The sequence below is a fragment of the Mesorhizobium sp. KR1-2 genome (genome assembly GCF_040045035.1).
In the GTDB taxonomy this organism is placed as follows: Bacteria; Pseudomonadota; Alphaproteobacteria; order Rhizobiales; family Rhizobiaceae; genus Pseudaminobacter.
Map to the genome: position 1 here is coordinate 479565 of NZ_JBDZDS010000001.1, position 23839 is coordinate 503403.

A 23839-nucleotide genomic window follows, 5' to 3' on the forward strand; every position below is an offset into this window, starting at 1 on the left:
CCTAACGCGCCGCCCGCGCGTGGCGGCTAATGTAATCTTCCACCATTTTCAGTTCGGAGGAAAGTATCGTGTACTTTTCCTTCTTTTCCATCAACCCCCCGAGCCAGGCCGGCAGCGCCGGGTTGATGCCACAGGCTTCCTCCACTGCCGCCGGGAACTTGGCGGGATGGGCGGTGGCCAGCACGATCATGGGCGTGTCGCCGGCATGCTGGCGGGCGACATGCACGGCGGTGGCCGTGTGCGGGTCGAGGAGATAGGAGCTCGCCTGCAGCGTCTCGCGAATGGTGGCCGCGGTTTCGTCCATGGTGGCGCGTCCGGCGTCGAACTCAGCGCGGATCGCGGCGAGCGTCGGGGCGTCGATGGTGAATGCACCGGACTGCTTGAGGCCGGCCATATGGCGCCGCACCTCGCCGGCATCGCGACCCGAAGCCTCGAACAGCAGCCGTTCGAAATTCGACGACACCTGGATGTCCATAGAAGGCGACGTGGTCGCAACGACGCCGGTGGTGCGGTATTCGCCGGTCGCCAGCGTGCGGGCGAGGATGTCATTGTCGTTGGTGGCAATGATCAGGCGCTCGATCGGCAGGCCCATGCGCTTGGCGGCATAGCCGGCGAAGATGTCGCCGAAATTGCCGGTGGGAACGGTGAAGGAGACCGGCCGGTCCGGCGCGCCGAGCGAAAGCGCCGACGAGAAGTAGTAGACGATCTGGGCCATGATGCGGGCCCAGTTGATCGAGTTCACGCCCGACAACGAGACGCGGTCACGGAAGGCATGGTCGTTGAACATGTCCTTCACCAGGCCCTGGCAGTCGTCGAAATTGCCTTCGATCGCAAGAGCGTGGACGTTGGAGGCCTCGTGGGTGGTCATCTGGCGCTGCTGCACCGGAGACACGCGGCCATGCGGGAACAGCACGAACATGTCGGTGCGGGCGCGACCGGCGAAGGCGTCGATGGCCGCGCCGCCGGTGTCGCCCGATGTGGCGGCGGTGATGGTGGCGCGCTGGCCGCGCTCGGCCAGCACATGGTCCATCAGGCGCGCCAGCATCTGCATGGCAACGTCCTTGAAGGCCAGCGTCGGGCCGTGGAAAAGCTCCAGCACGAAGGTGTTGGCGCCGGTCTGGACGAGCGGGCAGACCGCTTCATGCCGGAAAGTGGCGTAGGCCTCCCGCACGATTTTCTCGAAGTCGGAAGCGGCTATCTCGCCGCCGAGGAACGGCGTCAGCAGGCGGATGGCGAGATCGGGATAGGACAGGCCGCGCATGGCACGGATTTCGGCCGGGCTGAAGTGGGGCCATTCGCTGGGAATGTAGAGCCCGCCGTCACGCGCCAATCCGGTCAGGATCGCGTCGGAAAAGCCTAGTGCGGGTGCCTCCCCGCGGGTGCTCACGTAGTTCATCGTCATCCGTCTGTCCTGGCGCAACCTGTATTGCAAAGCCGATGGTTGAAAACTTGCTCGCTGTCAGTCGCATTTTTGCCGCGCGATTGCTATACCAGCGCCAGCTTTGCGAGAGGGAAGTTCGAGCATATGAAGTTTCTGCAGTTTCGATTGGGTAATAATCGTTTTCTGACGGGTCTTGCAGTTTCCGGCTTGATGATTGCCGTCGCAGGCTGCCAATCCAGCGACACCGCCAGCAAGGAGGCGCAGCCGAAGGTCGCCGCAAGCGAGCTCACGGCATACTGCCCGCGGGTTACGCTGCGGGAAGGAACCGCATACCTCAACACCTACGCCAAGGGCGGGCAGGACGATCCGACTAAGCTGGTCTACCAGTCGTCCATCTCCGACGTCACGCGCAGCTGCAGCCGCGCCGATGGCATGCTCACCCTCAACGTCGCGGTCGCCGGCAGGGTGGTGCCCGGTCCTGTGGCCAAACCGGGCAACGTCACGATGCCGATCCGCGTCGCCGTGGTGCGCGGCGAGGAGGTGCTCTATTCCAAGCTGCACAACTTCCAGGTCGCGGTCTCCGACCAGTCGTCCGCCGCGCAGTTCGTGTTCAACGATCCGGCCGTGACCTTCCCGATCCCGACGGAGCCGAACGTGCAGGTCTATGCCGGCTACGACGAAGGCCCGCCGGCCAAGACCAAGAAGAAGTAACGCGGCGATCACGCGTCTTCCGACCACTCCGACAGCGCGGCGACGACGCCGGCAAGGTCCGCCCAGCGGCGGATGACGGTTTCTGCGCCGGCTTCCGTCAGCGCGTCGGCGTGGCCGGGGTAGCTGTGCGAGGCGCCGGTGAAGCCGATGGCGCGCATGCCGGCGGCCCGCGCGCCGGCTACGCCGTGCACCGAATCCTCGATCACGAAGGTGCGCGTCGGCTCGGCTCCCAAAGTGCTGGCTGCGTGCAGGAACACGTCCGGGGCCGGCTTGGGCTTCCTCGTCGGCGTATCCAGCGAAGAGAAGACGCGGCCCGAGAAGAACGGCAGAAGCCGCGTCTTGCCAAGCGTCATCTCAAGCCGCGCGGCGCTGGAATTGGAGCAGATGCAGCGCTGGACCGCCACGGCCGCCACCGCCTCATGCACGCCGTCCACGGCGCGGACCTCGGCCTCCAGGCGGCGGTCGACAAGCTTTTCCGCCTGGTCGATGAGGGAAGCCTGCAGCGGGATCTGCGACTGCTCCTCGATGCGCAGCATGATGTCCTTGAAGGTGAGGCCAGCATAGACCTCGGCCAGTTCCTCGGCTGAAATCGGGAAACCGGCGGACGTCAGAAGGTCGGCCTCGACGCGCGCGGCGATGATTTCTGAATCGACGAGAACGCCGTCGCAATCGAAGATGACGAGATCTGGCTGTGTCATGACAATCCGGGAAATTGGGGAGGAAATGGCCGCAAACGGCTTATGTAGGTTCGGGCAGCGACATACACCATAGGCACCTGATCCGCAAACCTGAGGGGCCTTGCTCGAGAAATTTGGACGCCGGCTTCACCAATTGTTTACGCTGATCGGTAACCATAACAGGGTGTAAACAGTAACGTGTAACCCGGGTGCTTGAATGTCCGCCGTGCGTCTTCCCGTCGACCTCTCCCCCACGCCGCAGAAAGCCGAGTGGCTTGATACGATCCTGAAAGGGGATTGCGTCGCCGCGCTCAACAAGCTGCCGGAGAAGTCGATCGACGTCATCTTCGCCGACCCGCCTTACAATCTCCAGCTCAATGGCGACCTGCACCGCCCCGACCAGTCGAAGGTCGATGCCGTGGACGATCACTGGGACCAGTTCGACAGCTTTGCGGCCTACGACGCCTTCACCCGCGCCTGGCTGCTGGCGGCGCGCCGCGTGCTGAAGCCGAACGGCACCATCTGGGTGATCGGCTCCTATCACAACATCTTCCGCGTCGGCGCCTCGATGCAGGATCTCGGCTACTGGATTCTCAACGACATCGTCTGGCGCAAGACCAACCCGATGCCGAATTTCCGCGGCCGTCGCTTCCAGAACGCGCATGAAACGATGATCTGGGCCTCGCGCGACGCCAATTCCAAGAACTACACCTTCAACTACGACTCGCTGAAGGCGGCCAATGACGACGTGCAGATGCGCTCGGACTGGCTGTTCCCGATCTGCACCGGATCGGAGCGGCTGAAGGACGACAACGGCGACAAGCTGCATCCGACGCAGAAGCCCGAGGCGCTGCTGGCCCGCATCATGATGGCGTCGACCAAGCCGGGCGACGTGGTGCTCGACCCGTTCTTCGGCTCCGGCACGACCGGCGCGGTGGCCAAGCGCCTTGGCCGCCACTTCGTGGGCATCGAACGCGAGCAAGAATATATCGACGCCGCCACGGCGCGCATCGACGCGGTGAAGCCGCTGGAAAGTGCTGCGCTGACCGTGCTTTCGGGCAAGCGTGCGGAGCCGCGCGTGGCCTTCGTGTCGCTCATCGATTCCGGCATGATGAAGCCGGGAACCGTTCTGTACGATGCGAAGAAGCGCTGGTCGGCGACGGTGCGCGCCGACGGCACGCTGGCGACAGCCGACCAGGCTGGCTCCATTCATCGGATCGGCGCGGCCGTGCAGGGGCTGGACGCCTGCAACGGCTGGACCTTCTGGCACTACGAGCGCAATGGCGGCCTGACGCAGATCGACGAGCTGCGCCGCATCGCGCGCCTGGGCATGGAGCGCGCCGGCGCGTGACCGGCCGCGCACCGCGCGTCAAGAGTTAACCGATGAGCCGGGCTCCAGTCACCGGCTGATCCCGAAACGCTCGAGGTCCGCCTCGAGCGTTTTGGCATTCTGGAAGAGGACCGCGTGCCAGCCGGCGGCCGTGGCGCCGTCGACGTTCTTCTGGCTATCGTCGATGAAGATCGTGGCGGCGGGCGTCAGGCCGAAGGTCGCGGCGTGATGGTCGTAGATGCTGCGGTCGGGCTTGATCATGCCGATCTCGCCGGAGACGGTGATGCCACGCGGACGGTTGAGGAAGGGAAAGCGCCCGCGCGCCTCGACGAACGTGTCCTTGGCCCAGTTGGTCAGCAGCGTCACGTCGTGGCCGGCGTCGATGAGCTCTTCCATCAGCGCAACGCTGTCGTCATAGGCGTGCGGCACCATTTCGTGCCAGTGGCGGCGGAAGTTGCGGATGTTCTCTTCATGATCGGGATATTCCGCGATCAGCAGAGCCTCGGCCTCTTCCCAGCTGCGCCCGCGATCCTGCTCGATGTTCCATTCATGCGTGCAGATCGTGTCGAAGAACCGCTTCCGCTCCGTCTCGTCCGGGATCAACCGGCTGAACGGCAGATCGGGATCGTAGTGGATCAGGACCTTGCCGATGTCGAAGACGATGTGGCGGATCTCGGTCATTTGGGCCTCTTCGGGTTGGTGGAATGGGGCTTGCGAGTCGCGCCGGGTATCGCAGCCTCAATTGCCTTTTTCATGACGGTGGGCAGCGCTTCGCCATGAAGCGCTTCGGCTGGCGACCAGAAATGGTCTTGCGGCGCGGCGGTGCAGGCAATCTCGGCGCGGTAGACATGCAGTTCCAGCGCGAAATGGGTGAAGACGTGGCTGATGCTGCCGGCCTTGCGCCAATCGGCGGGGAAGGGAGCTGCGTCGGCCGAGGTTTCACCGTCGGCGCGGGCTGTCCAGCCGGTCGTCGGCACCTCGGTCATGCCGCCGAGCAGGCCTTTTTCCGGACGCTTGCGCAGGAGGATCGCGCCATCGGGCCGGACCGCCACGAACGCGGCACCCTGACGCGACGGTTTTTCCGCCTTGGGCGCGCGGACCGGATAGAATTCCTGATCCGCCTGGCCCAGAACCTGGCATTCGTCTCGCAGCGGGCAAAGCATGCAGCGCGGCCGGCGCGGCGTGCAGATGGTTGCTCCGAGGTCCATCATTGACTGGGCGAAGTCGCCGGGCCTGTCCTCCGGAACCAGCGTTTCCAGCAAGCTGCGGATCTCCGGCTTGGCGTCGGGCAGTGGCGTGTCGATCATGAACAGGCGCGACATGACGCGTTCGACATTGCCGTCCATGACCGCCGCCGGCCGGCTGAAGGCGATCGCCGCGATTGCAGCCGCCGTATAGGGCCCGATGCCGGGCAGGGCGCGCAGGCCGGACTCCGTATCGGGAAAGACACCGCCGGCTTGCGCCACCGCATTTGCGCAGGCTTTCAGGTTGCGGGCGCGCGAATAGTAGCCGAGCCCGGCCCAAGCCTTCATCACCTCTTCGTTCTCTGCGGCGGCAAGCGCCTCGACGTTCGGCCACTTTTCAAGGAAGGCGCTAAAATAGGGCTTTACCGCCTCGACGGTGGTCTGCTGGAGCATGATCTCCGACAGCCAGACGCGGTAGGGATCGGGGCGCACGCCCGTGGCGAGCTCGCGCGGCGGAACCCGCCAGGGCAATTCGCGATGGTTGTCGTCGTACCAGGCGAGCAGGTGCTGCGCGACGGTGGGGGATGTCGCCTCGACGCTCTTGCGGGATGTGCCAGGTGATGCCATTGATCGCCGGAACGCTATGCGCCTGTCGCGCGGGCGCAGATTGATCTGGAGAACGCACATGACAGGGAAAGGGCGGTTCGGCAATCCCGTTCCGGTCAGCGATCTCGCCACCGAAATCCTCGATCCGGTGCTACGCAAGCGCGCCGGCATTTCGGTCGGGCTGGTGCAGTCCTGGGAAGAGATCGTGGGACCGCGCCTCTCGGCCAAGACGCGGCCGGAGAAGATCCAGTGGCCGCGGCGTCTGCACGAGGACGATCCGTTCGAGCCGGCAACGCTGGTGGTGGCCTGTGAAGGCATGGCCGCGCTTCACCTGCAGCACGAGACCGGCGAGATCATCGGCCGCGTCAACGCCTTCCTCGGATTCAACGCCATTGGGCGCATTCGCATTGTGCAGAAACCCATCGCCGACAGCACGCCTGCGCCGCGACCGCGTCCGCGGCAACTGACGGAGGGGGAGCGCGCAAAGCTTCACAATGCGGTGGGAATGATTGAAGATGAGGGGCTGCGCGCGTCGCTCGAAAGGCTGGGCGCGACGATTATCGGCACAAGGCAAAGAAAGTCCTGACTTTCATCTCTCGGATTCGTGATCGGGGCTGAAAATTTTGGTAATTGGATTGGGGATTTGGATGCCTTAATTCGTGCCAACTCTCGCTTTTTGTTGCTTCGGCATCGCACACTCAAACGGCAGGCAGGTGATTCGCATGACCCGTTCCATTTCGCGCAGAACTGTTCTTTCCTCGCTGGCCGCCCTTCCGGCGGTTGCTCTGCTTGCCGCCTGCAGCGACGACTCGGGCGCGGCCTCTGTCGTGCAGGAGGTGGCGACGCCCGCCACCCCGACCGAATCCGCCAAGGTCGAGGCGCCCAAGCCGCAGGGCACGGTCGACATGTCCAAGCTGCTGCAGCCCGGTGCGCTGCCCGACGAGGTGATGGGCAAGGCCGATGCGCCGGTGACCATCGTGGAATATGCCTCGATGACCTGCAGCCACTGCGCGCACTTCGCCAACTCGACCTTCCCTGAGTTGAAGACGAAGTACATCGACACCGGCAAGGTGCGTTACATCCTGCGCGAATTCCCCTTCGACCCGCGCGCGGAAGCCGCTTTCATGCTTGCCCGCTGCTCGAAGGACAACTATTTCCCGATGGTCGAGGTGCTGTTCAAGCAGCAGGAAAACTGGGCGGGCGTGCAGGATGCCAAGTCCGCGCTCCTTCAAATCGCCAAACTGGCCGGTTTTTCACAGGAGTCCTTCGAGGCCTGCTTGACGGACCAGAAACTTCTGGACGATGTCAGGGCAGTACAGAAACGTGGTGCGGACGAATTCGGGATCGATTCCACCCCGACCTTCTTCATCAATGGCAATATGTACAAAGGGGCTATGTCGATTGAGGAAATGTCGGCGATTATCGACGGCATGCTCTGACGGTTCGGCTTGGCCGGGGCGCTTGCGCTCCGGCGCGCCTGCGGTCGCGGGACCGCGCGCATGAAATTTTCCCGCCTGCGCCTTCTCGGTTTCAAGTCCTTCGTCGAACCCGGCGAGTTCGTGATCGAACGCGGCCTGACGGGCATCGTCGGGCCGAACGGCTGCGGCAAATCCAATCTGGTCGAGGCGCTGCGCTGGGTGATGGGCGAAAGCTCATACAAGAACATGCGTGCCTCGGGCATGGACGACGTGATCTTTTCCGGCTCCGGCACAAGGCCCGCGCGCAACACCGCCGAAGTCACGCTTTTCCTCGACAATAGCGACCGCACCGCGCCGCCGGCCTTCAATGATGCCGACGAGTTGCAGGTGTCGCGCCGCATCGAGCGCGAGGCGGGCTCGATCTACCGCATCAACGGCAAGGAAGCGCGCGCCAAGGACGTGCAGCTTCTGTTTGCCGACCAGTCGACCGGCGCGCGCTCGCCCTCGATGGTGGGGCAGGGGCGCATCGGCGAATTGATCCAGGCCAAGCCGCAGGCGCGCCGGGCGCTGCTTGAAGAAGCAGCCGGCATTTCGGGCCTGCATACGCGTCGTCACGAGGCGGAGCTGCGCCTGCGTGCGGCAGAACAAAACCTTGAACGCCTCGACGACGTGGTCGGCGAGCTCGAAAGCCAGATCGAGAGCCTGAAGCGGCAGGCGCGGCAGGCCTCGCGCTTCAAGAACCTGTCGGCCGACATCCGCAAGGCGGAAGCGACGCTGCTCCACCTGCGCTGGACGCAGGCCAAGACGCAGGAAGGCGAGGCGCGCTCCGCGCTGGCAACCGCTACCTCGCTGGTGGGCGAGCGTGCCGCCTCCCAGATGACCGCCGCCAAGGAACAGGCGATCGGCGCGCACCGTCTGCCGGAACTGCGCGAGGCGGAAGCCGCCGCTGCAGCGATCTTCCAGCGGCTGACCATCGCTCGCACCCAGATCGAGGAAGAGGCCGGCCGCGTGAAGGCGCGCCAGGCCGAGCTCGAGCGCCGCCTGCAGCAGCTCGACGCCGACATCGTGCGCGAGGAACAACTCGTCCGCGACAATGCCGACATTCTTGGCCGGCTGGCTGAGGAAGAGGAGACGCTGCGAGCCGAGAACGACGGCGCCGACGAACGCGAGGTGGCAACGAGCGCCGCACTCGAGGAGGCTGCGGCGACGCTTCAGCAGAGCGAAGCGGCCCTTTCCAAGCTGACAGCCGAGCGGGCGGAGGCTGCGGCCTCGCGCACCCAGTTCGAGCGCGCGCTGCGCGAGACAGCCGAACGCCGCGACCGCTTCGCGCGACAGCTGGCGGAAGTCGACCGCGAGGTTTCGGAGATCGCCGCGCGCATCGCCGGGCTGGCCGATCCGGCCGAGAAGAAGTTTTTGGCCGACGAGGCCCAGGCCGCCCTTGAAGAGGCCGAGCTGGGTGCCGGAGAGGCCGAACGGATGGTGGCCGAAGCCCGCGCTGCCGAGGCCGCCGCGCGCCCGCCGCTGCAGGAGGCACGGGCGGCACTGGCGCAGGTCGAGACCGAGGCGCGGACGCTCGCCAAGATCCTCAGCGCGACAAGCAGCGACGGCTTCCCGGCCGTGCTGGAGCAGATCAGCGTCGAGCGTGGCTTCGAAACCGCTCTGGGCGCGGCGCTTGGCGAAGACCTCGACGTGCCGCTCGATCCGGCAGCGCCGGTGCACTGGGGCGACAGCCAGCCGGCGGCAAGCGACCCGGCCCTGCCGGAAGGCGCGCAGAGCCTGGCGACGGTCGTTCGTGCGCCAAAACAGCTGGCGCGGCGCCTGGCGCAGATCGGCATCGTCGAGCCGGGCGAGGGGCCGCGCCTGCAAGCGCTGCTGGCGCCCGGACAGCGGCTGGTGAGTCGCGACGGCGCGCTGTGGCGCTGGGACGGCTTTACCGCAAGCGCGGACGCGCCCACCGCCGCCGCGCTGCGCCTGGCCCAGAAGAACCGGCTGGCTGAGCTCGAAGCCGAGGCGGTGGAAGCCGCAGACAGGGTGCGTGTGGCCGAAAAGGCGCTGGCCGAGGCGGAAGCCGCGGTGCGCCAGCGCATCGACGAGGAGCGCCAGTCGCGCCAGGCGTGGCGCGATGCCCAGCACGCGGTCGACCAGGCGCGCGACGCGCTGGCCAGGGCGGAGAAGGCCGCCGGCGAGCTTTCCAGCCGCCGCGCCGCGCTGGAAGATGCGCGCGCCCGTATCGAGGCTGACCACGAGGAAGTGGCGGCCGCCTATGTCGAGGCGGAGGAAATGCTGGCCGACGCGCCGGACCTTGGCGACTTGCAGTCGCGGCTCGACGAAGCTGCCGCCCGTGTCTCGCGCGACCGCGCGGCGGTCGCCGACGCCCGCGCCGTGCATGACGGGCTGAGGCGCGAGGCGGATGCGCGCACGCGCCGGCTGGAGTCGATTGCGCTGGAGCGGCGCAACTGGACGCTGCGCGCCGAGAATGCCGCCGGGCACATCGCCTCGCTGCACGAGCGGCAGGCCGAGGCTGCCGAGGAGCGCGAGAGGCTGATCGACGCGCCCGACGAGATCGACGAGCGGCGGCGCAGCCTGCTGTCGCAGCTGTCGAAGGCCGAAGCCGAGCGCAAGGAAGTTGCGGACCGGCTGCAGGAGGCGGAAAACAAACAGTCGGTTCTGGACAAGGCGGCCACCGAGGCGATCCAGGGCCTTTCGGAAGCGCGCGAGGCGCGCGGCCGCGCCGAGGAGCGCCTGACCGCCGCCGATGATCGCCGCAAGGAGATCGAGGCGCGCATCCACGAGGCGCTGAACACCGCGCCGCATCTCGTCATCCGACATACCGGCCTCGAAGCCGACGACCCGCTGCCCGACGCGGGCGAGGTGGAGCGGCGGCTGGAGCGCCTGAAGATAGAGCGCGAGCGACTGGGCGCGGTCAACCTGCGCGCGGAGGAGGAACAGCGCGAGCTTTCCGAGCGCCATGAAGCAATCGTTTCCGAGCGCGACGACGTGATCGAGGCGATCCGCAAGCTTCGCCAGGCGATCCAGAGCCTTAACCGCGAGGGCCGCGAGCGCCTGCTGGCTGCCTTCGACAAGGTGAACGTGCAGTTCCAGCGGCTGTTCACCCACCTCTTCGGCGGCGGCACCGCCGAACTGCAGCTGATCGAATCGGAAGATCCGCTGGAGGCGGGGCTCGAAATCCTCGCCCGCCCGCCCGGCAAGAAGCCGCAGACCATGACGCTGCTTTCCGGCGGCGAGCAGGCACTGACGGCCATGGCGCTGATCTTCGCCGTGTTCCTGACCAATCCGGCGCCGATCTGCGTGCTCGACGAAGTCGACGCGCCGCTCGACGACCACAATGTCGAGCGCTTCTGCAACCTGATGGACGAGATGGCGCGCACCACCGAGACGCGCTTCGTCATCATCACGCACAACCCGATCACCATGGCGCGCATGAACCGCCTGTTTGGCGTGACCATGGCCGAGCAGGGGGTGAGCCAGCTGGTTTCGGTGGACCTGCAAGCCGCCGAGCGCATGCGCGAGGCGAGCTGAGGGGCAGCGCCTTGGCTCGCGCCACTCGGTGTCTGTCCCCGACATTCTTTACCTCGGCGTGGCGAACTGGTAACTGAGGGCCTTGGCATAACTGCCCCCGGTCGCAGCCTACCCGGTCAAAACAAGGACACCGAGATAGCCATCGCACATCGCAGCCTTTGCGGTGCGGCTGCGTCGGGGGCCTCATTGAAAGGCACTCGAACGTGTCGGAAACCAACTTCTATTCGGAACTCACGCAACTCGGCAAAGAAACGCGAATCCCCGCCAGCCCCGAAGACGCCGTGCTGGAGCGGGTGCGCAATCCGCAGGCGGGCACCCGCTACTGCGTCCGCTTCACCGCGCCCGAATTCACTTCGCTCTGCCCGATGACGGGCCAGCCGGACTTCGCGCATCTGGTGATCGACTACATTCCCGGCGAGTGGCTGGTGGAAAGCAAATCGCTGAAATTGTTCCTGACGTCCTTCCGCAACCACGGCGCCTTCCACGAGGATTGCACCGTGACGATCGGCAGGCGGCTCGTCGAATACCTGAAGCCCGAATGGCTGAGGATCGGCGGCTACTGGTATCCGCGCGGTGGGATTCCTATTGATGTCTTCTATCAGACCGGCACGGCGCCAGCCGATGTCTGGATCCCGGAACAGGGCGTCCCGACCTATCGCGGGCGCGGGTGAAGCCACTATAAGGACGCGCTGAAGGCGGCGCCTTGAGCATGGTTTCTTCTGCTGAAAAGGAGGAAGTGGCTGGGGCGCCTGGATTCGAACCAGGGAATGGCGGTACCAAAAACCGCTGCCTTACCGCTTGGCTACGCCCCAACAGTCGACGCGTTCGAGTCGAGTCAGTGCGGCTTATATTCAGTGCGATCGAAAAGCACAATCGTGCCGCGGCTAATTTTGAACGGGAGAGGGCCAGGCATCATTGCGCGCGCAAGGCGTCGTGTTCCCAGCTTCCGCCTGCGCAAGCCGCCCACTCTCACCGAGGGGAGGGTGGGCGCCCAATCAACGCTGAGCCTTCAAGTGCCAGCCAACTCTACTGCCCCCACACCGCCAGTTCGTTGCCGGCCGGGTCGGTGAAGTGGAAGCGGCGGCCGCCGGGGAAGGAAAAGATCGCTCGCACGACCTTGCCGCCGGCATCTTCCACCGCCGCAAGGGTCTGCTCCAGATTTTCCGAATAGAGAACCGGCAGTGGTTTTGCCACAGCACCCGCTGCGTCGGCATCGAAACCGCCCTCGAGCCCTTCGTCATAGGCCGAGTAGGTGGGGCCGTAGTCGGTGAAGGACCAGGAGAAGGCGGTGGCATAAAATGCCTTGACGCTGTCGAGCGTGCCGCCAGTGGCCGGCATTTCGAGGTAATCTATCTTTCCTGTAAGCTTCATGGCGATCCTCGTGTTCTCGTTACGTTCTAGATAATTCGGAGCCGGCGCACAAGTCTTTGGACAAGCGGATTTCTTAATCGATTGTAGGGCCGGATCGTCGCGAAGCTTATGTTGCCTTTCGCAGCGCAGCAATTTATCGCTTCGCGCGAGAGGGTGCCGCCGGCCTATTTGTTGCAGGCGGCCCGAGCCGACTGGTGAGGAGCGAGCATGGCCAAGTGGGTCTACACCTTTGGGGACGGCGCCGCCGAAGGGCGCGCGGGCGACAAGAACCTGCTTGGCGGCAAAGGCGCCAACCTGGCCGAGATGTGCAGCCTGGGCCTGCCCGTGCCGCCCGGCTTTACGATCACCACCGAGGTCTGCAACGCCTTCTATGCCAACGGCCGCACCTATCCCGATGGGCTGGATGCACAGGTCGGCGAAGCGCTGGACCAAATCGGCCGGATCACCGGGCGCAGCTTCGGCGATCCCGACAAGCTTCTGCTGGTTTCGGTCCGCTCGGGCGCGCGCGCCTCGATGCCGGGCATGATGGACACCGTGCTCAATCTCGGCCTCAACGACGAGACGGTTGAGGCGCTGGCCGCCGATTCGGGCGATGCGCGCTTCGCCTACGACAGCTATCGCCGCTTCATCCAGATGTATTCGGACGTCGTCATGGGCCTCGACCACGAGGTGTTCGAGGAAATCCTCCAGGAGGAAAAGGCCCGTCTCGGCCATGAACTCGACACCGAACTGTCGGCCGCCGAGTGGCAGGACGTGATCGCGCTCTACAAGGCCAAGGTCGAGGAAGAGCTTGGCAAGCCGTTTCCGCAGAGCCCGGAAGAGCAGCTATGGGGCGCCATCGGCGCCGTGTTCTCCAGCTGGATGAACCACCGCGCCATCACCTATCGCCGGCTGCACGACATTCCCGAAAGCTGGGGCACGGCGGTCAACGTGCAGGCCATGGTGTTCGGCAACATGGGCGACACCTCGGCCACGGGCGTGGCCTTCACGCGCAACCCGTCCAACGGCGAGAAGGCGCTCTACGGCGAGTTCCTGGTGAACGCGCAGGGCGAGGACGTGGTGGCCGGCATCCGCACGCCGCAGAACATCACCGAGGTCGCGCGTATCGCCGCCGGCTCCGACAAGCCGTCACTGCAGAAGCTGATGCCGGAAGCCTTCGCCTCGTTCATGGCGATCTCGGAGCGGCTGGAAACGCACTACCGCGACATGCAAGACCTGGAGTTCACCATCGAGCGCGGCAAGCTGTGGATGCTGCAGACCCGCTCGGGCAAGCGCACCGCCAAGGCGGCGCTGAAGATTGCCGTCGACATGGCCGCCGAGGGACTGATCACCAAGGATGAGGCGGTGACGCGCATCGATCCGGCTTCGCTGGACCAGCTGCTGCACCCGACCATCGACCCCAAGGCCGAGCGTCATGTCATCGCCATCGGCTTGCCGGCTTCGCCGGGCGCGGCCACCGGCGAGATCGTGTTCTCTTCCAACGAAGCGGAGGACATGCGCGCCATCGGCAAGAAGGTCATTCTGGTGCGCGTCGAGACGAGCCCCGAGGACATCCACGGCATGCATGCCGCCGAAGGCATCCTGACCACGCGCGGCGGCATGACCAGCCACGCAGCCGTTGTGGCACGCGGCATGGGCAAGCCCTGCGTTTCGGGCGCGGGCTCCCTGCGGGTCGACTACAAGGCCGGCACGCTGACGACGATGGGCATGACCTTCCACAAGGGCGACATCATCACCATCGACGGCGGCAACGGCCAGGTGCTGAAGGGCGCGGTGGCGATGCTGCAGCCGGAGCTTTCCGGCGACTTCGCGTCGATCATGGAGTGGGCTGACAAGATCCGTCGCATGAAGGTGCGATCCAATGCCGAGACCCCGGCCGATGCGCGCATGGCGCGGTCCTTCGGCGCGGAGGGCATCGGCCTGTGCCGCACCGAGCACATGTTCTTCGAGGACGACCGCATCCTGGCCATGCGCGAGATGATCCTCTCGGACACGGAGAACGACCGGCGCGCGGCACTTGCCAAGCTTCTGCCCATGCAGCGTTCGGACTTCACGGAACTGTTCGAGATCATGGCCGGCCTGCCGGTCACCATCCGGCTGCTCGATCCGCCGCTGCACGAATTCCTGCCGAAGACCGACGAGGAAATCGCCGAGGTCGCCTCGGTAATGGACGTCTCGGCCGACAAGTTGCGCCATCGCACCGAACTGCTGCACGAGTTCAACCCGATGCTTGGCCATCGCGGCTGCCGCCTGGCGATATCCTATCCGGAAATCGCCGAGATGCAGGCGCGGGCGATCTTCGAGGCGGCGGTGGAAGCCGGCAGGCAGACGGGCAATCCGGTCGTGCCGGAGATCATGGTCCCGCTGGTGGGCCTGGCCAAGGAGTTCGACTTCGTGAAGGCGCGCATCGATGCGGTCGCCAAGAGCGTCATGGAAGAAACCGGCGTGAAGGTGGAGTATCTCACCGGCACGATGATCGAGCTGCCGCGCGCGGCGATCCGCGCCCATCTTATCGCCGAGAACGCCGAGTTCTTCTCCTTCGGCACCAACGACCTGACGCAGACCACCTTCGGCATTTCGCGCGACGACGCGGCCTCCTTCCTCGAGGTTTATCGCCAGAAGGGCATCATCGAGCAGGATCCATTCGTCTCGCTGGACGTTGAAGGGGTGGGCGAACTGGTGCGCATTGGCGCAGAGCGGGGCAGGTCGACGCGGCCGCAGATCAAGCTTGGCATTTGCGGCGAGCATGGCGGCGACCCGGTGTCGATCCACTTCTGCGAGGAAGTGGGCCTCGACTACGTTTCCTGCTCGCCCTTCCGCGTGCCGATCGCGCGGCTGGCGGCGGCCCAGGCGGCGGTCAAAACGTCGCGAAAGGTCATTTAATCAGCCGCAGGCGTCGGCCGTCCCGATTTTCGCCTTGATGGGGGAATTGGGGGAGAGGCCCTCGATTGCCTGAAATTTACTGTCATGCGCCTGCTCGTAAAAACCTTCCTTGCCGCCGGGCTCCTCGTCTCGGCGGCTTCCGCCAGCCACGCCGTGCCGCTGCTAGAGCCGACCCTGCGTCTCAAGCCACATGAGGATAGCGGCACCCCGCGCGTCGCGCTGACGCTCGACGCCTGCGGCGGCAGGACCGATGAACGCATACTCTCGGCGCTTGTCGAGAACCGGATCCCGGCAACGATTTTCGTCACCGGAACCTGGCTCAAGCGCAATGCCGCCGCGCTGGAGATCATGCGCGCGCATCCCGACCTGTTCGAGCTGGAAAACCACGGCGGCCACCACATCCCGGCGGTGGATACGCCTCGCAAGATCTACGGCATCAGCAGCGCCGGCAGCCCCGACGCCGTGCTGGCCGAAGTGGAGGAGGGCGCGGACGCCCTTGCCAAGGCCGGCGAGCCGGCGCCGAAATGGTTCCGCGGCGCCACGGCGCAATACAGCCCCTCGGCGATCGCGTTGATCCGCAAGCTCGGCTTCAAGATCGCCGGCTACTCGATCAACGGCGACGGCGGCTCGCTGCTGAGCGCCAGGGAAACCGCGCGGCGGGTGGCGGCGGCCAAGGACGGCGACGTCATCATCGCACACATCAATCAGCCGACCCATGCGGCCGGCGAGGGGCTCGTGAAGGGGCTTCTCGAACTCAAGGCAAAGGGCGTACACTTCGTGCGCCTCGACGACGCCGACGGCGTGGGAACCAACGACACCACCGATTGACAGCCACAAAAGACAGGCGAGGGCCCTTGCCGTGACTGTGGCTCAGGGGTGCCACGCCTTCGCTGTCGGCAGGACGTCTACCCTGACCTTGTTCGGATCGAAGGCGCCGTGATTCCTGATTGCCTTCGCCTCGTCATAGGGCGTCTCGTAGGCCCACATGACATCCTTTTCCGCTGCACCCGAGGCGGTGATGTTCCAATGGGATGAATCGCCCAGATAGGGGCTGTGGTTTCGCTTGTCGGAACGAATGAGGAACTCGAAATAAATGTCCTGGAAGGGGATGTAGTAGACCGGCGGACGGTGTTCCTCGCGCAGCACCTTCGCGGCGGTGGACGAGGCGATGACCGCGTCGGCGAAAGTGACAACGACCGTGCCCGCGAAGCGTCTCACTGTGAGGCGGTGATTAGGATTGCGCCGCAATCCGGGCGAGGGGGGTGCTAACGTTGCCATGGCGAAGCTCCTGCGTCGCCCGAAAACGCCGTGCCCGGCTTTCCGTTCCGCAGGCTCCCGCCGCGACTTCAGCTTGGGGGCCGATAGCGGCGAGCGAGGCGGTTTTCAGGCAGCGTGGCCGAATGCCTCGGCCAGACCTACGTAGGCAGCGGCGATGCCGGCGATCGGGCTCTTGCTCTTGGCGGTGGTTTCGACACGCAGATGGCCGCCGACAATCGGCAGGATCATGACCAGGAACTGACGGTTTTCGCCTTCGCCGACGAAGGCTGCCGCTGCGTGATGCGGCTCTTCCGCGTGGTCGACCCGCACCTTGAAGAGAAGGGTGCCGCCCACCGCATCGAGGGCACCGCGCACCACGGTCTCGAAATCCTGGTCGGAGACGGCGGTTCCCTTTTCCGGAAGCTCGACGCTGTTCTCGGACATGATGTCCACGACGTCCTCTTCGACAGGTTGCTCGTTCATGCGGGACCCCTGTTCCATCAACGATAGTCCCCGCTAGAAGAAGAATTGGGAGCGAGCATGGCCGGATTGTGACGAAAGCCGTGCCTTCCTTCCTATCTGGTGAGGGTAAGTGCGGAAATCCTAGTCATTTAGGCTAAGGCCGGGTGACGCAAGGGAAAGCACTACTGGACAATCCCGCAGATCGTTCCAACAATGCCCGAAAACAACGTCGGGGAGGATCGCAATGCTTGGACTTATGCAGGAATGGCCGCTGCTCTGTCACAAAATTCTCGATCATGCCGGTATCCAGCACGCTCACCGTGAAGTCGTCTCACGCTCCATCGACGGGCCGATCGTCCGCACGACCTATGCCGAAATCCGCCAGCGCGCGCTGAAGCTTGCGCAGCGCCTGGAGCGGGACGGCTACCGGCAAGGCGATCGCATCGCCACCCTGGCCTGGAACACGGCGCGCCACATCGAGGCGTGGTACGGCATCATGGGCATGGGCGCGATCTATCACACGCTCAATCCGCGCCTCTTTCCCGAACAGATCGCCTGGATCATGAACCACGCCGAGGACAAGGCGCTCTTTGTAGACCTTACCTTCCTGCCGCTGGTGGAGAGGATCGCCCCGGCGGTCCCGAGCCTCAGGCAGGTCATCTTGCTCACCGATGCCGCGCATATGCCGCAGACCACGCTGCCCAACGCGATCGCCTATGAGGAGTGGCTGGCCGAGGCGGACGGCGACTTCCGCTGGAAGGAATTCCACGAGAACACCGCCGCCGGCATGTGCTACACCTCCGGCACGACGGGCGAGCCGAAGGGCGTCGTCTACAGCCATCGCTCGAACGTGCTGCACGCAATGATGGCCTGCATGCCGGACGCGATGGGCATCTCCTCGCGCGACGTGGTCCTGCCGGTGGTGCCGATGTTCCATGCCAACGCCTGGGGGCTTGCCCAGAGCGGGCCGATGATCGGTGCGAAGCTGGTGATGCCCGGCGCACGCATGGACGGCGCGTCGCTCTACGAACTGCTCGATACCGAGAAAGTGTCCTTCACGGCCGCCGTGCCGACGGTGTGGCTGATGCTGCTCCAGCATCTGGAGGAGACCGGCAAGAAACTGCCCTACCTGAAGAAGGTGGTCATCGGCGGGGCCGCCTGCCCGCGCATCATGACCCGGAAATTCGAGCAGAACTACGATGTCGAGGTCGTTCACGCCTGGGGCATGACCGAAATGTCGCCGCTCGGAACCCTGGGTACCCTGAAACCCGAATGCGAAGGCATTAAGGGCGAGGCGCTGCTCGACCTGAAGGCCAAGCAGGGGCATGCGCCCTTCGGCGTGGAGATGAAGGTGACGGACGACAATGACCGCGTGTTGCCCTGGGACGGTAAGACCTTCGGTCGCCTCAAGGTGCGCGGGCCGGCGGTGGCGCGCGCCTATTATGGCGGCGTGGGCGCCGAGCAGTTCGACGATGACGGCTGGTTCGACACCGGCGACGTCGCCCATATCGATGCCAGCGGCTACATGCAGATCACGGACCGCGCCAAGGATGTCATCAAGTCCGGCGGCGAGTGGATCTCGACCATCGATCTGGAGAACCTGGCGGTCGGGCATCCCGAGGTGGCGGAGGCCGCGGTGATCGGGGTACGGCATTCGAAATGGGACGAACGGCCGCTGCTGGTGGTGGTGCGCAAGCCGGGCGCAGAGCCGGCCAAGGCCGACATACTCGGTTTCATGGAAGGCAAGGTCGCCAAATGGTGGCTGCCGGACGATGTGGCCTTCGTGGACGAGATACCGCATACGGCGACCGGAAAGATCCAGAAGATCGCCTTGCGCAAGCAATTCGGCGACTACCGCCTGCCGACGGACAGCGGGCTTTTGCAGGAGGGCGAAACGCTCTAGAGAGAGATGGCTTTTCCTTGAATGGCCAACTCGCTTCAAGCTTTTGCTTTTGGAGCACGATCTTGTTCGAAAAGTCTGCGACTTTTCGGGATCATGCTCTAAGGAATCGGCATTCGGAATAGGGCACCCTGCGGCACGGCGACATGGCGGCATATCTGGAAGAGAGAACGTCCAAGGCGGCTGTCTGGTCCCGACGCCTGGCCTCGTTTTCGGCGGTGTTGTTCATCGTGTCGGGCCTCGCCCACAGATACGCGCTGCTGGAGACGGTCGCTTTCCTCGTGGTGCTTGGCATCGTCGCGCTGCTTACGGCCCTAGCGCTTTTGCTGGTCGCCTACGCTCTCCCGAGTGTCTGGAACAATGGCGATCGCGGCGGCAGGGACCTGACGTTTGGAGCTCTGGTAGCGCTGCTCGTGCTGGTGCCGTTCGTGCTCTCGGGCTATCGCGCCTTCAAATATCCGGAACTCAACGACATCTCCACGGATCTCGACGATCCGCCGGCCCTGACGCTGGCAGCGAAGACACGCACTCCCGGAATGAACCCGCTGGCAGAACCGACGCCGGCACAACGCAAGCTGCAGATGGAAAAATACCCGGATTTGACAGGCCGGCGCTACAACCTGTCTTTGGATAACACGCTCGATGCGGTCGAGACGGTGCTGTCGCATACCGATTGGAAACTGTACGGACCGATGCATCCCAACGGCGACGAAGCAGAGGTAAGCATCGAAGCGCTCGCCTATACGACGCTGCTGGCCTTTCCAATCGACGTCTCGATCCGCCTGATCGACGAGGGCGACACGACCTATGTCGACATGCGCTCGGCCTCGCGCTACGGCCGCCACGATCTCGGCGACAATGCGGCGCGCATCGGCAGTTTCCTGAAGGAGCTGGATGGCGAGGTCGCGACGCGACTCGGCGAGGCGCCGGCCGACTCCGACTGACGACGATCAGGCGGGCGCGAAATGCCCGTCGATGGACACCGCGCCCTCGGTCGTCGCCACGCCGCTGGCGACGAGGTCTTCCAGATGCGCCAGCACCGAGAGGGCGGCGGCGCCGTGTAGGCGCGGGTCGGTGTCGCGGTAGATCGCAGCCACCATCTCGCGGATGGTGCGGTCGCCCGACCTCAGCCTTTCGAGGACCGCGCGCTCGCGCATCTTCCTGTGCGCCTTCAGACCGCGCACGAAGGCGCGGGGCTTGGTGACGGGACCGCCGTGACCCGGCAGGTACAGCCGGTCGTCGCGTTCCAGCAACCGATCGAGCGAGGTCATGTAATCGGTCATGGCGCCGTCTGGGGGCGCGACGATGGATGTCGCCCAGGCCATGACATGGTCCGCCGAAAACAGGATGCCTGTTCCTTCCAGCGAGAAGGCCGCATGATTGGCGGCATGGCCGGGCGTCAGTACGGTGCCGATGCGCCAGCCGTCGCCCTCGATGATGTCGCCATGGTTGAGCGGCAGGTCCGGCACGAAATCCATGTCGGCGCTGGCGTCGAGCGGATTGACTTCGCCAATCCGCAACGGCCGTGCCGGGCGGTGGGGCCCCTCCGCAGCCACGACCGCGCCGGTATGCTGGGCCAGGCGCGCGGCAAGCGGGGAGTGGTCCTTGTGCGTGTGGCTGACGAAGATGTGGCTGACGGGCCGTCCGGCGATCGCCTTGACCAGGGCCTGGAAATGCGCCTCGTCCTCGGGGCCCGGATCGATGACGGCCAACGTGTCTTGCCCGACGATGTAGCTGTTGGTGCCGTGGAAGGTGAAGGCACCGGGATTGTTCACCGTCAGCCGCGCGATGCCCTTGGCGACCGGCACGGCCTCGTCGTAGGCCGGTTCGAACTTGGTATCGAATTCCAGGGACATCGTCGAAACCTGCCTCGCCTTTGGCGCACAAACCGCTAAAACTGTTTGCCGCTTAGCACGCCAGCCAATATAGGCAAACCCGGCCGACCCGATCGGCCGACCTCGACAGAAATGGGGACCACAATGGCAAATTCAATTACTGCCCGCCCGCTCGTCTCGCTGGCCATGCCCGAGAGCGGCGCCGCGCGGCTTGCAACCCAGATTTTCCTCGCCGTTTCCGGCACGCTGCTCTTGACACTCTCGGCCAAGACCAAGGTCGTTCTCGGCCCGGTCGACATGTCGCTGCAGACGCTGGCGATCTTCCTGATCGCCGCCGCCTTCGGCATGCGGCTGGCGGTGGCCACGCTGCTTCTCTACATGGCGCAGGGCGCCATGGGCTTCCCGGTGTTCCAGAGCACGCCTGAAAAGGGCATCGGCATCGCCTACATGCTCGGTTCCACCGGCGGCTATCTCGCCGGCTTCGTGGCCATGGCGGCCATCGTCGGTTGGGCGGCTGACCGCGGCTGGGACCGCAGCCCGTTCAAGATGTTCGGCGCGGTGCTGACGGCCGAGGTCGTCATGATGGCGATGGGCTTCGCCTGGCTCGCCACCCTGATCGGCGTCGAGAAGTCGTGGCAGTTCGGCGTGGTGCCGTTCATCGTTCCGGACCTGATCAAGGTCGCGCTGGCCTCAACGCTGGCCCCGGCCGTCTGGGCGCTGCTGCCGAAGCGCTGACCTCGAAAAACTATTCGAACAAAAAGGCCGCGAACGGAGGTTCGCGGCCTTTTTGTTTGCGGGGATCATTCGGAGCTAGGCAGCCGCGACCCGGTCGTTGTCGGTAAGGCGCGAGGTGCCGGAGGCGAGATAGGTTCCCATGATCAGGAACACGATGAACACGGTGTCCTGGATGTCGTGGCCGAGAACTTTGTTGGCAAGCGCGCCGATGCCGTAGGTGGCGGTCAGAATGAGGAGCATGGCCCCTCCAAAAACCTCCACGGGATCCAGGTTTTTGCGGATTGCACGCAACGCGTTGGCAATCGCCGCTACGAAGATCGCGAGGAGCGAGACGAGGCCGAGGACGCCGGATTCGACCGCGGTGGTCAGATAGCCGTTGTGGAAGTGGGAGAAGCTGTAGTCCAGGCCGTGCTTCTCCTTGAAACCGGTCTCGATCAGCTTCCTGGTCGCTCCCAGGCCATGGCCGCCGAACGGATGCTGGATGATGTATTCCGGCGCCATCTCAAGCAGAGAGAGCCGCGCCCCGACAGAGGTGTCGTAATTGTCGTTGAGGGAGGCCTTGTACCAGTCCGAACTCAGGCCTTGCAGGCGGTTCTGGATTCCCTTGAAGCTCGCACCGAAGCCGAGCGCCAGCCCGAGCACGACGAGGGCGAGGGTTCGAGGGGAAATGAAGCGGGAGAGCTGCCGGCGGTAGATCCAGAGCACGATCAGATCGACGGGGAGGGTGGTGATCCACAAGAAGCGGGTGCCCGAGTAGAACAGAGCGAGCCACGAGGCGACGAAGGCCCCGGCCAGCGGCAGGACCAGCTTGTTTTCCTGGGAGAACAGGCCGGCAAGCGAGATCGAACCGGCCATGCTGATCGCGAAGGCGAAGACGATGGCGTTGCCGGCGCCGCCCGCTGCCCGGTGGCCGAAACCGTAGGTCTGCACCATCGCCACGGCCAGGCCGCTGTAGCAGGCGACCATGCTGGCCAGTATGACCGTACGCATGAGCGCCGCCTTATCCGAAATCGACCAGATCGAGTAGGAGAAGGGGAAAAGGAGCAGCGTGCCCAGGCGCAGCATCTGGTCGGCCCCGCCATATGTCGAATGGTGCCAGAGCGTGGGGATCGCGTTCAGCACGCAATAAAGGAGGGCCAGCAGCGTCATAACGAGCATGTTGTGATCGCGGCTGAATGTCCGCCGGCCGGACAGGATCTCAAACACGCACCAGAGTGCGCCGCCGTGCCAGACGAAGCTGACTACCGAACCGAGTCCGGGCACCGCGGCAAAGCAGAAGAAAGCGAAGGCCCGGTTCACGAATTCGTATTTCAAGAATTTCTTCAAGATGAAATCATTCCGCTAAGATCGCCTGGGAAGCGATGAAGGGTCGGGTGGGAAACTTCGGCCGCAATTTTGTTTCTGAAGCATCACCTGCCATGGGTGGGCGACCGGCGCAATTCATTTTCGCCGCCGAGGCGGAGTCATGCGGTGGCGAGGAACAGGATTCCATCGAAGCGCCGTGCCGCGCATGTTCCGAGCGGCCAAGGCCGCGAAATTGGTAGCGTTCTCCTTGAGACGCTGGGCCATTACGGGGAAAATCGGGGAAATTCAGGGCGTTGCAGCCGCAGCGTCCTTGCATCGCATTCTTGATAGGCACCCCATGCTTGCCAGGCTATCCCATCTCGACCGGCTCGAGGCCGAAGCCATCCACATTTTCCGAGAGGTGGCGGCGACGTTTGCCAAGCCGGTGATGCTCTATTCGGTGGGCAAGGATTCTTCGGTGCTGCTGCATCTGGCCATGAAGGCCTTTTATCCGGCGAAGCCGCCCTTTCCGTTCCTTCATGTCGACACGACCTGGAAGTTCCGCGAGATGATCGAGTTTCGCGATGCGATGGCGGAGCGCCTGGGCTTCGATCTCCTGGTGCACATCAACGAGGACGGCGTGCGCGACGGCATCAACCCGTTCGACCACGGCTCCAACACGCACACCCATGTGATGAAGACGGTGGGCCTTCGCCAGGCGCTCGACAAATACGGCTTCGATGCCGCCTTTGGCGGCGCGCGGCGCGACGAGGAGAAGTCCCGCGCCAAGGAACGCATCTTTTCCTTCCGCAATTCGAGCCACGCCTGGGACCCGAAGAACCAGCGGCCGGAGATGTGGAAGATTTTCAACACGCGCGTGGCGCCGGGCGAGTCGATCCGGGTCTTTCCGCTGTCCAATTGGACGGAACTCGACATCTGGCAATACATCCTGCGTGAAGACATTCCGATCGTGCCGCTCTACTTCGCCAAGGAACGCCCCGTCGTCGAGCGTGACGGCATGCTCATCCTGCGCGATGACGACCGTATGAAGCTCAAGCCCGGCGAGGTGATCGAGAACAGGCTGGTGCGGTTCCGCACGCTGGGCTGCTACCCGCTGACGGGCGCCATCGATTCCGACGCCACGGACCTGCAGGGCATCGTCAGCGAGATGCTGATCGCGCGCACCTCCGAACGCCAGGGGCGCCTGATCGACCGCGACGAGGCGGGCTCCATGGAAAAGAAGAAGCGCGAGGGATATTTCTGAT

General features: G+C 64.7%; 21 protein-coding genes and 1 tRNA gene. 12 read left to right on the plus strand and 10 right to left on the minus strand.

Going from position 1 to position 23839, the window contains the following annotated elements; translation table 11 throughout:
• Position 1: 1 nt before the first annotated feature.
• On the minus strand, positions 2 to 1396 hold the full coding sequence (gene thrC, locus ABLE85_RS02330) for a threonine synthase (protein ID WP_348791444.1): 1395 nt from the start codon (positions 1394 to 1396) through the stop codon (positions 2 to 4).
• 195 nt (positions 1397 to 1591) lie between these two features.
• On the opposite strand from thrC, the gene ABLE85_RS02335 reads away from it, so the two are divergent.
• Complete coding sequence (locus ABLE85_RS02335) at positions 1592 to 2092, plus strand: hypothetical protein (RefSeq protein ID WP_348791063.1); 501 nt, start codon at positions 1592 to 1594, stop codon at positions 2090 to 2092.
• A gap of 8 nt (positions 2093 to 2100) precedes the next feature.
• On the opposite strand, the gene ABLE85_RS02340 is transcribed toward ABLE85_RS02335, so the two are convergent.
• Complete coding sequence (locus ABLE85_RS02340) at positions 2101 to 2790, minus strand: HAD-IA family hydrolase (protein ID WP_348791064.1); 690 nt, start codon at positions 2788 to 2790, stop codon at positions 2101 to 2103.
• A gap of 196 nt (positions 2791 to 2986) precedes the next feature.
• Here ABLE85_RS02340 and ABLE85_RS02345 point away from each other — a divergent pair, with 196 nt between their 5' ends.
• Positions 2987 to 4120, plus strand: coding sequence for a site-specific DNA-methyltransferase (locus ABLE85_RS02345; protein ID WP_348791065.1), 1134 nt, complete (start codon positions 2987 to 2989; stop codon positions 4118 to 4120).
• 48 nt (positions 4121 to 4168) lie between these two features.
• On the opposite strand, the gene ABLE85_RS02350 is transcribed toward ABLE85_RS02345, so the two are convergent.
• Entirely contained in the window at positions 4169 to 4780 is a 612-nt protein-coding gene (locus ABLE85_RS02350) for an HAD family phosphatase (protein WP_348791066.1), read from the minus strand.
• Positions 4777 to 5910 (minus strand): A/G-specific adenine glycosylase, encoded by a 1134-nt coding sequence (mutY, locus tag ABLE85_RS02355; RefSeq protein WP_348791067.1) that lies wholly within the window; start codon positions 5908 to 5910, stop codon positions 4777 to 4779. Before mutY ends, ABLE85_RS02350 begins: the two co-directional genes overlap by 4 nt.
• 58 nt (positions 5911 to 5968) lie before the next feature.
• On the opposite strand from mutY, the gene ABLE85_RS02360 reads away from it, so the two are divergent.
• The 4 genes from ABLE85_RS02360 to queF all read left to right on the plus strand — a co-directional run bounded on the left by ABLE85_RS02360 (position 5969) and on the right by queF (position 11518).
• Complete coding sequence (locus tag ABLE85_RS02360) at positions 5969 to 6475, plus strand: DUF721 domain-containing protein (RefSeq protein WP_348791068.1); 507 nt, start codon at positions 5969 to 5971, stop codon at positions 6473 to 6475.
• 136 nt (positions 6476 to 6611) lie between these two features.
• Positions 6612 to 7328, plus strand: a complete 717-nt coding sequence (locus ABLE85_RS02365) for a DsbA family protein (RefSeq protein WP_348791069.1) — start codon at positions 6612 to 6614, stop codon at positions 7326 to 7328.
• Positions 7329 to 7388: 60 nt separating this feature from the next.
• Entirely contained in the window at positions 7389 to 10847 is a 3459-nt protein-coding gene (gene smc, locus ABLE85_RS02370) for a chromosome segregation protein SMC (RefSeq protein ID WP_348791070.1), read from the plus strand.
• A 203-nt stretch (positions 10848 to 11050) separates the two neighbouring features.
• Positions 11051 to 11518 carry a preQ(1) synthase gene (queF, locus tag ABLE85_RS02375; RefSeq protein WP_348791071.1) on the plus strand — a complete coding sequence of 156 codons (468 nt, stop codon included), beginning with the start codon at positions 11051 to 11053 and terminating at the stop codon, positions 11516 to 11518.
• Positions 11519 to 11584: 66 nt separating this feature from the next.
• Here the strand turns inward: queF and ABLE85_RS02380 are convergent.
• Together ABLE85_RS02380 and ABLE85_RS02385 are read right to left on the minus strand one after the other, a co-directional pair.
• A tRNA-Gln gene (locus tag ABLE85_RS02380) sits at positions 11585 to 11659 on the minus strand.
• A gap of 214 nt (positions 11660 to 11873) precedes the next feature.
• On the minus strand, positions 11874 to 12218 hold the full coding sequence (locus ABLE85_RS02385) for a VOC family protein (protein ID WP_348791072.1): 345 nt from the start codon (positions 12216 to 12218) through the stop codon (positions 11874 to 11876).
• A gap of 207 nt (positions 12219 to 12425) precedes the next feature.
• Between ABLE85_RS02385 and ppdK the strand changes: the two genes are divergently transcribed.
• Positions 12426 to 15101: a pyruvate, phosphate dikinase gene (gene ppdK / locus ABLE85_RS02390; protein WP_348791073.1), complete on the plus strand. Its 2676-nt coding sequence runs from the start codon at positions 12426 to 12428 to the stop codon at positions 15099 to 15101.
• Positions 15102 to 15185: 84 nt separating this feature from the next.
• On the plus strand, positions 15186 to 15929 hold the full coding sequence (locus ABLE85_RS02395; protein ID WP_348791074.1) for a polysaccharide deacetylase family protein: 744 nt from the start codon (positions 15186 to 15188) through the stop codon (positions 15927 to 15929).
• A 42-nt stretch (positions 15930 to 15971) separates the two neighbouring features.
• Here ABLE85_RS02395 and ABLE85_RS02400 read toward each other — a convergent pair whose 3' ends face one another.
• Both ABLE85_RS02400 and ABLE85_RS02405 read right to left on the minus strand, forming a co-directional pair.
• Complete coding sequence (locus ABLE85_RS02400; protein WP_348791075.1) at positions 15972 to 16379, minus strand: DUF427 domain-containing protein; 408 nt, start codon at positions 16377 to 16379, stop codon at positions 15972 to 15974.
• 105 nt (positions 16380 to 16484) lie between these two features.
• The gene (locus tag ABLE85_RS02405) at positions 16485 to 16841 is read right to left on the minus strand and encodes a hypothetical protein (protein ID WP_348791076.1); all 357 of its coding nucleotides are present in this window, start codon (positions 16839 to 16841) and stop codon (positions 16485 to 16487) included.
• A 223-nt stretch (positions 16842 to 17064) separates the two neighbouring features.
• Here ABLE85_RS02405 and ABLE85_RS02410 point away from each other — a divergent pair, with 223 nt between their 5' ends.
• Both ABLE85_RS02410 and ABLE85_RS02415 read left to right on the plus strand, forming a co-directional pair.
• Complete coding sequence (locus tag ABLE85_RS02410) at positions 17065 to 18723, plus strand: fatty-acid--CoA ligase (protein ID WP_348791077.1); 1659 nt, start codon at positions 17065 to 17067, stop codon at positions 18721 to 18723.
• Between the two features lie 143 nt (positions 18724 to 18866).
• Positions 18867 to 19664: a DUF1499 domain-containing protein gene (locus tag ABLE85_RS02415; RefSeq protein WP_348791078.1), complete on the plus strand. Its 798-nt coding sequence runs from the start codon at positions 18867 to 18869 to the stop codon at positions 19662 to 19664.
• 6 nt (positions 19665 to 19670) lie between these two features.
• On the opposite strand, the gene ABLE85_RS02420 is transcribed toward ABLE85_RS02415, so the two are convergent.
• Positions 19671 to 20576, minus strand: a complete 906-nt coding sequence (locus tag ABLE85_RS02420) for an MBL fold metallo-hydrolase (RefSeq protein ID WP_348791079.1) — start codon at positions 20574 to 20576, stop codon at positions 19671 to 19673.
• A gap of 123 nt (positions 20577 to 20699) precedes the next feature.
• Here ABLE85_RS02420 and ABLE85_RS02425 point away from each other — a divergent pair, with 123 nt between their 5' ends.
• Positions 20700 to 21290: a biotin transporter BioY gene (locus tag ABLE85_RS02425; protein ID WP_348791080.1), complete on the plus strand. Its 591-nt coding sequence runs from the start codon at positions 20700 to 20702 to the stop codon at positions 21288 to 21290.
• 75 nt (positions 21291 to 21365) lie between these two features.
• On the opposite strand, the gene ABLE85_RS02430 is transcribed toward ABLE85_RS02425, so the two are convergent.
• Positions 21366 to 22616, minus strand: a complete 1251-nt coding sequence (locus tag ABLE85_RS02430) for an O-antigen ligase family protein (protein ID WP_348791081.1) — start codon at positions 22614 to 22616, stop codon at positions 21366 to 21368.
• 316 nt (positions 22617 to 22932) lie between these two features.
• Here ABLE85_RS02430 and cysD point away from each other — a divergent pair, with 316 nt between their 5' ends.
• Positions 22933 to 23838, plus strand: a complete 906-nt coding sequence (gene cysD, locus ABLE85_RS02435; protein WP_348791082.1) for a sulfate adenylyltransferase subunit CysD — start codon at positions 22933 to 22935, stop codon at positions 23836 to 23838.
• Position 23839: the final 1 nt, after the last annotated feature.